The sequence below is a fragment of the Nostoc sp. NMS2 genome, assembly GCF_017115105.1.
GTDB lineage: Bacteria > Cyanobacteriota > Cyanobacteriia > Cyanobacteriales > Nostocaceae > Nostoc.
The window spans coordinates 41,594-54,417 of record NZ_JABXKH010000067.1 but is presented as its reverse complement, the minus strand read 5'-3'; the positions used below and the strand labels follow the sequence as shown (position 1 = coordinate 54,417).

The 12,824-nt window shown below is 41.5% G+C and carries 10 protein-coding genes; 3 read left to right on the top strand and 7 right to left on the bottom strand.

The window, feature by feature from the left end; genetic code table 11:
- Positions 1–418, bottom strand: a 418-nt coding sequence (gene lepB, locus HWQ36_RS13780; RefSeq protein ID WP_292703432.1) for a signal peptidase I, incomplete at its 3' end; no start/stop codon positions are given.
- A 424-nt stretch (positions 419–842) separates the two neighbouring features.
- On the opposite strand from lepB, the gene HWQ36_RS13775 reads away from it, so the two are divergent.
- On the top strand, positions 843–2,162 hold the full coding sequence (locus tag HWQ36_RS13775) for a dihydroorotase (RefSeq protein ID WP_292703431.1): 1,320 nt from the start codon (positions 843–845) through the stop codon (positions 2,160–2,162).
- Positions 2,163–2,898: 736 nt separating this feature from the next.
- Positions 2,899–4,074, top strand: coding sequence for a patatin-like phospholipase family protein (locus HWQ36_RS13770; protein ID WP_292703428.1), 1,176 nt, complete (start codon positions 2,899–2,901; stop codon positions 4,072–4,074).
- An 828-nt stretch (positions 4,075–4,902) separates the two neighbouring features.
- Here the strand turns inward: HWQ36_RS13770 and tsaE are convergent.
- Both tsaE and HWQ36_RS13760 read right to left on the bottom strand, forming a co-directional pair.
- Complete coding sequence (gene tsaE, locus HWQ36_RS13765; RefSeq protein WP_292703426.1) at positions 4,903–5,358, bottom strand: tRNA (adenosine(37)-N6)-threonylcarbamoyltransferase complex ATPase subunit type 1 TsaE; 456 nt, start codon at positions 5,356–5,358, stop codon at positions 4,903–4,905.
- A 70-nt stretch (positions 5,359–5,428) separates the two neighbouring features.
- On the bottom strand, positions 5,429–6,832 hold the full coding sequence (locus HWQ36_RS13760; protein WP_292703424.1) for a gluconeogenesis factor YvcK family protein: 1,404 nt from the start codon (positions 6,830–6,832) through the stop codon (positions 5,429–5,431).
- Positions 6,833–7,006: 174 nt separating this feature from the next.
- Here HWQ36_RS13760 and ruvC point away from each other — a divergent pair, with 174 nt between their 5' ends.
- Complete coding sequence (gene ruvC, locus HWQ36_RS13755) at positions 7,007–7,498, top strand: crossover junction endodeoxyribonuclease RuvC (protein ID WP_292703421.1); 492 nt, start codon at positions 7,007–7,009, stop codon at positions 7,496–7,498.
- A gap of 130 nt (positions 7,499–7,628) precedes the next feature.
- Here ruvC and HWQ36_RS13750 read toward each other — a convergent pair whose 3' ends face one another.
- From HWQ36_RS13750 to HWQ36_RS13735, 4 genes are all read right to left on the bottom strand, one after another.
- The gene (locus HWQ36_RS13750; protein WP_292703418.1) at positions 7,629–8,900 is read right to left on the bottom strand and encodes a lactate racemase domain-containing protein; all 1,272 of its coding nucleotides are present in this window, start codon (positions 8,898–8,900) and stop codon (positions 7,629–7,631) included.
- 121 nt (positions 8,901–9,021) lie between these two features.
- Positions 9,022–9,846, bottom strand: coding sequence for an SDR family oxidoreductase (locus HWQ36_RS13745; RefSeq protein ID WP_292703416.1), 825 nt, complete (start codon positions 9,844–9,846; stop codon positions 9,022–9,024).
- A 272-nt stretch (positions 9,847–10,118) separates the two neighbouring features.
- Positions 10,119–11,549, bottom strand: coding sequence for a glucuronate isomerase (gene uxaC / locus HWQ36_RS13740; RefSeq protein WP_292703413.1), 1,431 nt, complete (start codon positions 11,547–11,549; stop codon positions 10,119–10,121).
- A gap of 112 nt (positions 11,550–11,661) precedes the next feature.
- On the bottom strand, positions 11,662–12,696 hold the full coding sequence (locus HWQ36_RS13735; RefSeq protein WP_292703411.1) for a LacI family DNA-binding transcriptional regulator: 1,035 nt from the start codon (positions 12,694–12,696) through the stop codon (positions 11,662–11,664).
- Positions 12,697–12,824: the final 128 nt, after the last annotated feature.

The window sequence follows — 12,824 nt, the reverse complement described above, 5'->3', positions numbered from 1 at the left end:
TGGTTTGGCCAGAAGCGAGATAATTAGCTTCTGGGAGGGGTTTGTTGTTAATATAGACCTTGCCATTTCTGAGCTGTACTTGTTCTCCAGGTAAGCCAATTACTCTTTTAATAAAAGCATCCTGATATTGTTCTTTTTGTAATTCTTTCGTCGGTGAAAATACTACGATATCTCCACGCTGCGGGTTAGCAAATTTATATTTCAACTTATCGACAATAATTTTGTCTGCCTCCCACTGGTTTGGCGTACCATGCAGAGTGGGTTCCATCGACCCAGAAGGAATCCAGCGTGCTTCAGCAACAAAGGTACGAATTCCCAGAGCTAAAACAATACTCAATACAATTGTTCTACCTAGCTCTGCGATCCAGGAATTATCAGGTTGTTGACTAGAGTTGTTATCAGACACTTGATTTTGCATGAAATTACTTAACTGAAGGAAAGATGTAGGTAATTAACTCGCCTGGTGAGACTTTATCTGTTAATCTTAACGGGAAAATTTAAATTTCCTGGTTATGTTCCCATCTTGACTACCAATTTTAGATTGTGGATTTTAGATTTTGGATTAGGGGTGTTTTTTGGGTTATGACTCGCCTCTGGTGGGGGAAACCAATTTCAAATCCCCAAGCTGTATCCTTTCTAAGATAAAGTTAATCCCAAATCCCAAACTTGTACTGAGCGCAGTCGAAGTATCTAAAATCCAAAATAGATAAATGGGGTTGTTCATAGATTAAAAATAAACTTTTTTTTAACGGTCAGCCAAAAATTTAACACTCCGATCGCGAATAAGTTTAACCTAAAAGCATAGTTCTCTGTAATACATAGCTCCCTGTCTAGTTAACCCTATGTCATCTCCACAAAATTTACTGATTCGCCGCGCTCGCATAATTCTACCCAATGGTGAACTGATGATTGGCGATGTGTTGACGCGCGATCGCCAAATAGTCGAAGTTGCCCCAGAAATCTCCCAAACAGCAGTAGTCACTGAAATTGACGCAGAAGGGTTAACTTTGTTGCCGGGAGTGATCGATCCGCAGGTACATTTCCGAGAACCTGGACTAGAACACAAGGAAGATTTATTCACTGCCAGTTGTGCCTGTGCTAAAGGCGGAGTCACTTCGTTTTTAGAGATGCCTAATACGCGTCCCCTAACAACGACACAGCAGGCTTTAGACGACAAGCTAGAACGGGCCTCACAAAAGTGCTTGGTTAATTATGGCTTTTTTATTGGGGCAACAGCAGAGAATCTTCCAGACTTGCTTTTGGCCAAGCCAACACCGGGAATTAAGATTTTTATGGGGTCGATGCACGGTCAATTGCTGGTTGATGGTGAAACAGCACTCTCTGCGATATTTGCTAAAGGTAATCGCTTGATTGCCGTTCATGCTGAAGATCAAGCTAGAATCAACCAACGCCGCCAAGAATTTGCCAATATTCACGATCCCGCCGTTCACTCGCAAATTCAAGATAATCAAGCGGCAATGCTAGCAACCCAACTGGCATTAAAACTTTCTCAAAAATATCACCGTCGTCTGCATATTCTCCATCTGTCAACAGCCGAAGAAGCAGATTTGCTGCGTCAGGATAAACCTAGCTGGGTGACAGCAGAGGTAACGCCACAGCATTTGTTGTTGAATACCAGTGCTTATGAAAAGATTGGTACTTTAGCACAGATGAATCCACCTTTGCGATCGCCCCACGATAACGAAGTCCTTTGGCAAGCTTTGCGCGATGGCGTGATTGATTTCATCGCTACAGATCATGCACCCCACACCTTAGAAGAAAAAGCTCAAGAATATCCTAATAGTCCTTCGGGAATGCCTGGGGTGGAAACTTCCCTAGCTTTGATGTTAACTGCGGCGATGGAGGGAAAGTGTACTGTTGCCCAAGTTGTCAACTGGATGTCTAAGAATGTAGCTGTAGCTTATGGTATTCCCAATAAAGGAGCGATCGCACCTGGTTATGATGCCGATTTAGTGCTTGTAGATTTAAACACATACCGTCCAGTCCGGCGCGAGGAACTTTTAACCAAATGCCATTGGAGTCCCTTTGAAGGCTGGAACCTCACTGGCTGGGCTACAACAACTATTGTCGGCGGTGAGATAGTTTTTGAGAAAGGCCAAGTAAATACGCAAGTGCGGGGTCAAGCTTTAACTTTCTTATAGCAAATATTTATTTAAGCTTACGTAGTAGACAGATAATTATACATCAAAGCCATACTTTAACAGGCAAGATTTTCATCTATCCAGAGTTAAGACTAGACCAAAGCGGTTTGGTTAAAGCTAAAAGACGAAAATCCTTGTTTTTCATCCTTTACCCTTTTAACCAAAGAGTATTGACTTATTGCTGTATCAGAAATTGCAACTTGAAACTCTGAATTTATTTATAAGTGTTTCAAGTCAAATCTTCAATAACTCCCTCCTTCCGGCTATAAGATTACCTATTTAATCTTCGTTTTCCCTGCTTGGTGTCCTTCTCTAAGAGGTTGTTTGAAAAGTGTTTCACTCTGACTTTAGGCACTTTTAGATCCCCCCTAACCCCCCTTAAAAAGGGGGAAACCGGAATCAAAGTCCCCCTTTTTAAGGGGAGCCACTGCGGTCTTGGGGTCTCTCCAAATGAAGCAAGTGGCGTGGATTTAGGGGGATCTAGAACTTTTGATACCGATAAGGAGACTTTTAAAACATCCTCTAACGAGACGTTGCGCGTACCTTTATGGGAAAGCAAGCTACACGTAGTGTCTCGTAGAGAAGGCGGTTAGTTAAATCTTACATCTGGATAAGAGCAAACAAAATGAAACTGGATTGCGATCAATCTCATCATATATGACCTTCATCCAGGTCATGTATTTCCCAGAAACTATGCCCGAAAAGATAACCAGAGAAATAATCAAGGAGAATTGCTATGTCATTCAAAATTTTAGCTTTAGATGGTGGCGGTATTCGTGGAGTTGTTGCAGCCCAAATGCTTAAACAAGTAGAAGAAGAAATTAGAAATCAGGGTAAAGGGAACTTCTTACACGACTACTTTGATCTAATTGCTGGCACTTCTACTGGTTCAATATTGACAGGGGGAATTGCTGTAGGAAAGACAAGTGATGAACTTATTAAACTGTATGGAGATAGAGGGAAAGATATATTTCCGCCCAATAGAAAAGAACTCTATAAAAACTTGCCGTCCATCATCAGATCAATTCTTGATGTATTTTCAGCATCTAAATATTCTCATGATGGAATTATTCGTGTCCTCAAAGATGCTTATAAAAACACAAGAATAAAAGATATCGAAAAACCGATTATCTTGATTCTTGCTTACGATACGCTATATCGCAATACAACCTTTTTTACAAACTGTCATCCCGATCTAGGAGACAGATGGTACGATGACTGTTATTTATGGGAGATATGTACCGCTTCTGCCTCAGCACCTACTTTTTTCCCGCCATATAAATTAGAACCTGTAGATAAAGAAAAATTTGGTGATTGGGAATTTCCACACATTGATGGAGGAGTTTCTGCTAACAATCCCTGTCTCGCAGCTTTGAGTTTAGTTATGAGGATTAGTCAGTCTTCAGTATCTCCAGAAATTAAGCAAAAATATAAACTAAACAATCTGAGATTGGAAGATATTTCTATCCTTTCTATTGGCACTGGTCAAACTGGTGAACCATATCAATATAAGCAAATAAGCAAATGGAAAGGCTTAGACTGGGTGCAAAATCTGACTAATATCTTTATGGAACCTACATCTGAGATTGATAGTACAATTTGCCGACAAATCATGGGTGGATACGAGTCTAAACGTTATTTACGTCTTCAGTTTGACTTAAATGAGACATTTAAACCCAAGCCAAAAGAGACTTATAAAGATCCTCGGATTGTATTACCTTCAGAAGATCGCAAAAATCGATTTACAGGCAAAAAAGTCACTGAAGAAATAGACAACGCTAGTCCAGAGATTATTCAGCAGTTAATAGATACTACCTCGGCATTTATCGATCGAGGTCTTACATACTATACCAGAGATGACTCTGGCTCACCGATAAAAAAGGCGATCGCTTCTTTCATTAGAGAAAACTAGTACATCCACGTAGACATACTAATGTCAACTAACATAGGATAAAACACCTCGTATTTCTACATAAACCTCATCTAAGTTGAGAACCGTAGTTTTCGCCCTCACCCGAAATTCCTTTCCCAGATATGGGAGAGGGACTTTGAAATTCTAGCTCCCCGAATCCCAGATATGGGGGATAGGTTGGGGGATGAGGGCAAATCCTTATTCATTAGAGTTGAACTACAGGTTTCAAAATAGACGTGGTTTAATTATCGTAGAAATACGAGATGTTTTATTTAAAGCTGCCATCAGTGTTAATTACAGATGTCAATAGAATAACTTATTGGTATTTAAAATTACTTAATTTAATTTTTTAACTATTTTATAAATCAGTATTATTGTGTATATATTGTGACTTTAATTCGGGTATATTGAGTATAAGGAAAAGTTAGACAACTTCTACATAACTTGATGTTGTTTAACTTTTTTCTACTACCTTTGACCGCTAAATAATCCAGATTTGTTCTCTTAATGACAGTAGAGAACCAATCGGGTTAAATCAAGCTGACTAAGTTTTGCAAAATTTTCATTTAACCCAACAACAGTTTACATTTTCTCAATTAATACACTATCTAAATCAGTTTTTTAACTGATTATTGCAGTAAGAAAGCTGCTGTTACAAAATTTTTTCATTTATTTTGGGTTGAGATAACAATGTTAGTGATTTACAGTGGTGAGCGTGGTAGTGGCAGATAGAACGAGTTTGAAGTTCTCCATCAACTATTAGCAAAAATTTTTTAGTGTTGCGATCTAAAAAAGTGAAATCTCTTGTACTTTGGTCGGGATATGAGCTTAGATAGCAGCAATGGCTTCGCTAAGGGCACAATTGAATGGGATGAGTTCGACTTGACGAGTAGCCTCATCCCCATAAGTCAAATTCACACTTAGATAACTATCTGGTTTGTAGGGCAATCGTTCCGCCCATTCAACTGCTACAATTCCCGGTGTTACCTCAATACCTTCCCAATAACTTTCTAAATTTAGGGCTGCCACTTCTTGTGGTTCTAAGCGATATAAATCTAGGTGGTAAAGGGGGAGTCGTCCTTCCGTGTACTCATTAATCAGGGTAAAAGTGGGACTGACAATAGATTCAGTGATTTTCAAACCCTTACCAATACCTTGAACTAGGGTAGTTTTACCTGCGCCTAAATCACCTTCTAGTAAAATTACACTCCCAGCAGTCAGGGATTCACCGAGAGTAATACCTAAGCGTAGCGTCGCCTCTGGATCTGCAAGAAAAATTTTCATAATTAGTCATTAGTCATTAGTCATTAGTCATTAGTCCTTTGCTTAGACTAATGACTAATTTTCATTTTCCTTAATTTTGAATTTTGAATTTTGAATTTTGAATTCCCCGAAGGGGCTGACCTCTACCGTACCACCGCAACAATACTTGTGCTAGTTTCTGCGGATTGTGACGGACAAAACCCGTTTCATCTTCATACAAAACATTAGCTGCAACAATCCTTCGCCCTAGCTGAGTTACGGCTTCTCTATCTAGGAAAACTGGATGGGAGTTTTGTTCGGCGTAGCGGATGAGTGATTGCTCTGAGGGGGATTTTTTGTGGATTAGCACAGCATCAAATAGCCGTCTTTCCCCGCAAGCAGCATCAATTGCTCTAATGTGATCTGCAACAGTGTAGCCTTCAGTTTCTCCTGGCTGAGTCATTATATTGCAGATATAAATACGGGGGGCATCTGTTTGAGCGATCGCATCGGCAATTTCTGGTACTAATAAATTAGGAATGAGACTTGTATAAAGGCTACCTGGCCCAATAATGATGTAATCAGCTTCTTTAATTGCCTTAATCGCTGCTGGTACTGCCGGAGGATTATCAGGAATGCAGCCAACTTTGACAATTTTCCCCCCAGCTTTCGGAATGCTAGACTCCCCCTCAATGCGGCGACCATCGGTTAATTCTGCCCAGAGGCGAACATCACTGAGAGTTGCTGGTAGTACTTGTCCCCGTACCGCTAGCACTTTAGAACTGGCTGCAACTGCTTGTTCTAAATCTCCAGTAATATCACTCATTGCCGTTAAAAACAAATTGCCAAAACTGTGACCCGTTAACCCATCTCCAGCCCGAAAACGGTATTGAAACAATTCTGTTAATAACTTTTCTTCATCTGCTAGTGCAGCCAAACAATTGCGAATATCCCCTGGTGGTAGCACTCCAAATTCTTGACGCAACCGCCCAGAAGATCCACCATCATCAGCGACAGTGACAATCGCAGTAATATTAGCGCTGTAGGTTTTTAGTCCCCTCAACAACGTAGAAAGCCCCGTACCACCACCAACTACTACTATTTTCGGGCCTCGGTACAATCGATGATGTGCCAACAAGACATCGATGAGTTCTTCTCCGCCTTCTGCCCTTAGTACCTTAGTAATTGAGCCGACAGTGCGAGTTTGTCCCCAAAGCACTAACAGCAATCCCCCAAGCAGCACCAAAGGCCCACTGATATAGTTCGGTAAGATGTCGGTGATTACTCCAAGGAAACCCCGAAACAACTCGATCATCCAAAAAATTGGGGTCAGCTTAATCCAAATAGCTAACCCCAAACTCGCCAGCAGTACACCCCCAATACTGATCAACAACCAACGTTTTACCGATAGTCCAGGAGATAACCATTTGAACCACTGGTTAACCCGATAGGAAGTTCGAGAACGCGACTGCTTTTGCAGGGCGTTGAGGGCTTGTCTGAGAAAACCAATTGACATACCTGATTTACAGCAGTGCTACAAATAATAATTAACAGAAAATGTACACCACTTGGTTTTTAACACTAGGCGTGAAACTATTATATTTGTCAATTCCATTAGACTAAGAGCAAGTGGTCAAGATTGCCAGTATTCCTAGTTAAACAATACCCTGGTTTAGTAAAAGTGAATTGAATGGAAAAACGAATTTTAGGATTAGATCCAGGATTGGCAACTTTAGGGTTTGGGGTAATTACCTGCACACAAATTGCCAACAAGGTGCCAGAAACTACAGTAAATATGCTGGATTTCGGGGTAATTAAAACGTCAGCCGATGTAGAAATGGGACTGAGGCTATGTACCTTGTTTGATGATTTACACACTGTAATGGAGGAATTTCAACCAGATTTGGTTGCGATCGAGAAACTATTTTTCTATCGGATGTCAAATACAATTCTGGTTGCACAGGCGCGGGGTGTATTAATTTTGGTGTTGGGCCAGCGTCGTCTTCCATACATAGAGTTTACTCCGGCTCAAATTAAGCAAGCTTTAACGGGATATGGCAACGCAGATAAGTTAGATGTACAAGAGGCGGTAGCGCGGGAGTTGGATTTAGATGTAATTCCCAAACCAGATGATGCTGCTGATGCTTTGGCGGTAGCTTTGACGGCTTCGTATCAACTGTAGGTTTGTACACAAACAATAAAGTCCTTTACTAACTCGTAAAGTCCTTTCCCATGAGATAAGTAAGTGGGCAAGAATAAATCAAACTATGTTACGCAATGTAAATTAATTAAATTGTCTCGTATTAAGGGCATCAGCCCTCAATACAAACCTTTACACGGTATAGTATCTCGCCAGCCTTCGGCACAAGTAAGATTCCTTCATCCTCACGGTTAGCCCATTCTGTGGGTCTAATGGTAGCCGGATCGCGATAGTTTAAGTTATGAGCAGCACAGCGTTCAGCAGAAATACCAGTGGCTAAAGTGACGCGAATCCTCGCTTGTTCCCCTTCTATAAGATCAAATGTACCCATACCTTTTAAGTGAGTGCTATGAGCCAGCACTCCACCGGGATAGGCTTGAAATTTATCCCACTGTTTGAGAAAGTAGTCACGCACATGATAGCCAATTTTGGACAGGATTTCGCCGTGCGTATAGCTAAACTCGGTAATGTGAGGGGCATATATAATTACCTCGCCTCCGTCAGCCACTACTGGCTCTAGCTTGTACATTCCTTTAGCTGCTGTCCAAATGTCATCATACATTTCGGGCATTACTGAAAGCACTTGTTTAAAAGACCGATCTACATAAGTAATATGCAGTTTGTCGGATAATTTTGCGGCGGCTTCCCAGGCTGACTCTGGTTTATCTATGTAAAGTCCTGCTAGCTGATTTGTTTTGGGTGCAACCACCATCGCCAAGCAAAGTTTCGGTGTAGAAATTAGGTTAGCGGCTCGGTTAATCAAGCGCCGAACTGGTGTAATGCCTGATGTACCAATGATTTCGTAACTGGTTATTAAAGCACCTAACCAGTGGGATATATCAATTACTTCCTGACCACCAATACCGGGAAAAAAGTATTTATTTCCACCAGAAAAACCGACAACTTCATGGGGAAATACAGGGCCGCAAATCATTATTAGATCGTACTGTGTTACAAGCTTGTTAACCCGGACTTCAACAGATTGATGTAGCATTCCCCGACTAATTTCTTCTATCTCATCTCCCGAAATTACTCCACAGGAAATAAAGGTATCTGGCTGATTCCACAAATGGTTAAATATGCGAACTTTTTTAAAGGTTGTCTCTCGCTCTTTTGGTGTCACCCCCACTAGGTGATTAATTTGTTCTTCACTCATAGGATTATGTGTACCTAGAGCGATCAAAAAATCTAGAGCCGGAACTCTTTTACCCAACTCCTGATGCAGCAATCGAAATATTTGAGGGATGGGAGCAGTCCGAGTGCCATCTGGAATTAATACTAAAATACGCTGTCCATCTAACTGACGATCTGCCAAAGCTTGATGAACTAGCCCGGAAATTTGCTTGTCGGAAAGTGTTCCGTTAGTTACAGCCAGTGAATACATGATTAAACTAATTCGTAATTCGTAATTCGTAATTCGTAATTAAGTTTTGCAATGGGGATTTTAACCCCACCGCAAAACTTGCCGCGCAATATAAGCGAGGGACTTAGACCCCTCAAAAATGTTAAACTCCACTGTAGATACTAAACCCACCATCTACCGGCACGACTACCCCGTTGACGAAACTAGAACCAGAACTGCATAACCAAATCAAGGTGCTGAGTAATTCATCTGGTTTTCCGAAACGTCCGGCGGGGGTATGCTCGATGATTTTCTGCCCGCGCACGGTTAAACTGCCATCTGCATTTAGGAGTAAATCTCGATTTTGTTCTCCAATAAAGAAACCTGGCGCGATCGCATTTACTCGCATTCCATCCCCATACTTTTGAGCGAGTTCGACGGCTAACCAGCGCGTAAAGTTATCTATCCCGGCTTTAGCGGCTGAGTAGCCAACCACCCGGCTAATCACTCGGATGGCAGACATTGAAGAAATATTGACAATACAACCGTGGGGCTGTTTTTTTTCGACCATTGCTTGACCAAAAACTTGGCTGGGCAGTAGAGTACCGAGTAAGTTTAGGCTAACTACTTCCTCAAAGGCTGTATGTGGCATATCAAAAATAGTCGCATCAGGGGTAATTGTGGCAGCCGGAATATTACCACCAGCCGAGTTTATTAAGATGTCTATTTGACCCCAGCGCTGTATAATTTTATCTCTGGCTATTTCGAGTTGTGAGCGATCGCTCACATCTGCCAGTACAGCCATACTTTCTCCACCTTGAGCGGTAATCTCAGCTACTACCGCACTCGCTCGTGCTTCATTGCGACCTAGAACCACTACTCGCGCTCCAGCAAGGGCTAAACCCCGCGCCATCGCTCCACCAAGCACACCTGAACCGCCTGTGACTACTGCTACTTGCTCTTTTAGGCTAAAAAGTTTATTTAACATCTTGTTTCAATTCGTAATTCGTAATACTTCGGCTACGCTCAGTACAAGTTCGTAATTCGTAATTAAAGAAATCAATATTAGGACTAGCCCTTTCAAGGTGGATAAAAATTTTGGTTAATAAATTCCTGTTTAAGCTCTTTACTCTGTGTTCTCTGCGCCTCTGTGGTTAAATAAATTTCTTTTAAACCACAGAGGCGCAGAGAGCGCTGAGAGAAAACAATCTTATTTTACGAGTCACGTTGAGAGGGCTAATTCTAATAGCTTTATTTGTATTAATCCAATTTGTAAGCACTTTTAGCGAGGTCGTAAGCTAAAGCGCGGGCCATATCATACCCTTCTTCTTCGTCAACCAATCCCCGTGTTACTAATCCAGCTAACCAGTTACAAGCTACGCGCCGCCAAACATTATGACGGGCCGGAATAGAAACGAAAGCGCGGGTATCATCATTAAACCCAGCAGTATTATAAATTCCGGCAGTTTCCATTACCTGATTGAAGTAGCGTTCCATGCCATTTACGCTGTCATGAAACCACCAAGGTGGCCCGAGCAAGATAGTAGGATAATGACCAGCTAGTGGAGCCATCTCTCGGCTCAGGGTGCTTTCATCCATACCAAAAATAATTAAGCGGAAGCGCTGATCGTTACCATAAGCTGACAACAATGGGCGCAGATTTCGAGTCCATTCTATTTTGAGGGGAATATCAGCACCTTTATCAGCCCCAAATCTGTCAAACAAAGCTGGGTTATGGTTACGCATAACACCACAATGCATTTGCATCACTAAGCCATCTTCTACACTCATCCGAGCCATTTCCATGAATATATGACCGGTAAACTGCTCTACATCTCCTGGATTCAGTTTGCCGATTAATGCTCTAGCAAAGATAGCTTCTGCTTCCTGGTCGGAAAGGCGTGTGGTATAAGGTGTAGCTGCACCTTGATCGGTAGCTGTTGCACCCATTTTTTTAAAGAAAGCCCGACGTTCTTCTAAAGCTTGTACAAAAGTGCTGTAAGTGCTAATTTCTCTACCGATACTGCTTTCCAATTTGGTCAGATTTTCCCGCCAACCAGGAGCATCTAGGTTAACTACTGCATCTGGTCGAAAAGTTGGTCTAATTTGAGTGAAACCTTCTTCGTGGAGCGATCGCTGATTCTCTAGGTTATCACTGGCTGCATCGGTAGTACAAAGCACTTCGATGTTAAAGCGTTTGAATAAAGCACGAGGGGAAAACTCAGGTAAGGCTAACAAATTTTCTAGATAATCATAGATATGTCCGGCATTGCGAGAGTTTAGCTGATTTACGCCAAAGACATTAGTTAGTTCGTCTTTGAGCCATAACCCGGATGGAGTACCTTGAAATAGATAAAAATGTTCGGCGAACAATTGCCAGATTTTCCGGTGGTCAGTTTCTATTGGTGCATCATGAGTAGATATGCCTAAAGCTTCCAGAGGTACACCCCGACTATAAAGCATCCGCAAAATGTAGTGGTCAGGGATAATAAATAATTCGGTCGGTGAACCAAAACTAGCTGCTGGATTAGCTAACAGGGCTGGATCTACGTGACCGTGTGGGCAGACCAGAGGTAACGCAGATATACTGTCAAAAAATTGATGGGCTAGTCGTCTTTGAACTGGTTCTGAAGAAAAGCAGCGATCGGGAGATAAACTCGGTTTTTTGGTTAACATATTATCATTTGTCATTTGTCACTTGTACTGAGCGTAGTCGAAGTATTGGTCATTAGTAATGACTTTCAGCCTGTTTACGTTTCGTAATATAATTCGGTTTATTTCTACCAAGTTACTTAGACACGATTTAAAATGACTTTATTAATTTTGCGCTACTACCACGCTCTACTAAAAAGGGAGATAAAACGCGGTTTTCCACAGTTTTTTCTTCTAATAAATCAAGTAACATTTGCATGGCATAGCCACCAATTTCTAACATTGGCTGGCTGACTGTTGTAAGTGCCGGCGTAACGTAACGACCTAAAGCAATACCATCAAATCCAACCAGACTTAAATTTCGTGGTACTAAAATACCTAGTTCTTGGCAGGCTAATAAAGCGCCAACTGCTACCATATCGTTGTAACAAAAGATGCCTGTTACCTCAGCAGTCAATAGTTTAGATAGCATATTTTGTCCTGTGGCGACATCGCTTGTTCTGGTATCATATTCATCACTGATTGCAACCCAATCAGGATTTTGTGGTAGACCAGCTTCGGCAAGAGCCATTCTATATCCTTCTAGGCGCTGCTGGTTCGACCTGCTGCGATCGCTTACACCCAAATAACCAATAGCGGTATGTCCCAGATTTATAAGATGCTCTGTGGCTAATCTAGCACCTAAGCGATCGTCTATTGCTACTGAGTGAAATATTTCAGATTGATCTTCAGTCTGGCTGTTAATTAGAACTGTTGGCACAGCAATTTGGGTTAGTTGCTTTGTATGCTGTTTACTAATTCGTGAGTCGGCTACTAATATCCCGTCTACTCTCCGGCGATGAAAGGTATCAATAGCTGCCATTTCTTGCTCAAAATCTCGGTGTGAAGCACTTAACAAAACACTCAATCCTGCTGGTCTGGCTATCTGCTCAATTCCCTCTACTACCTCAGCAAAAAAGGGATCTGCGATGGAAGTTACTACTACACCGATGGTATTAGTGCGTTTATTTTGCAAGCTTTGAGCTATAGCATTTGGCACATAGTTCATCTCTTGCGCCAGTTGTTTAATTTCTTCTCGCACTTTCGGGCTAATGAGAGCGTTATCTCGCAAAGCCCGCGAAACTGTGGAATGAGAAACGCCTGCTTTCCGAGCAATATCTTCAATTGAAATTCTTCGTTTATTCATTTTTATTTTAGATTTTAAATACTGCACACGTGTGCATATTGTATGTATTATAGAAAATAATCGTTATTTGTCAAGAGATTTTAATACAACTCAAATTTTGTATAGAAAGAAGTCATGAATTCTGTTTT

Excerpts from the sequence above, each read along its gene's own strand:
- HWQ36_RS13775 (WP_292703431.1), top strand. The coding sequence starts at position 843 with ATGTCATCTCCACAAAATTTACTGATTCGCCGCGCTCGCATAATTCTA.
- HWQ36_RS13735 (WP_292703411.1), bottom strand. The coding sequence starts at position 12,696 with ATGAATAAACGAAGAATTTCAATTGAAGATATTGCTCGGAAAGCAGGC.
- uxaC (WP_292703413.1), bottom strand. The coding sequence starts at position 11,549 with ATGACAAATGATAATATGTTAACCAAAAAACCGAGTTTATCTCCCGAT.
- HWQ36_RS13770 (WP_292703428.1), top strand. The coding sequence starts at position 2,899 with ATGTCATTCAAAATTTTAGCTTTAGATGGTGGCGGTATTCGTGGAGTT.
- tsaE (WP_292703426.1), bottom strand. The coding sequence starts at position 5,358 with ATGAAAATTTTTCTTGCAGATCCAGAGGCGACGCTACGCTTAGGTATT.
- ruvC (WP_292703421.1), top strand. The coding sequence starts at position 7,007 with ATGGAAAAACGAATTTTAGGATTAGATCCAGGATTGGCAACTTTAGGG.
- HWQ36_RS13745 (WP_292703416.1), bottom strand. The coding sequence starts at position 9,846 with ATGTTAAATAAACTTTTTAGCCTAAAAGAGCAAGTAGCAGTAGTCACA.
- HWQ36_RS13760 (WP_292703424.1), bottom strand. The coding sequence starts at position 6,832 with ATGTCAATTGGTTTTCTCAGACAAGCCCTCAACGCCCTGCAAAAGCAG.
- HWQ36_RS13750 (WP_292703418.1), bottom strand. The coding sequence starts at position 8,900 with ATGTATTCACTGGCTGTAACTAACGGAACACTTTCCGACAAGCAAATT.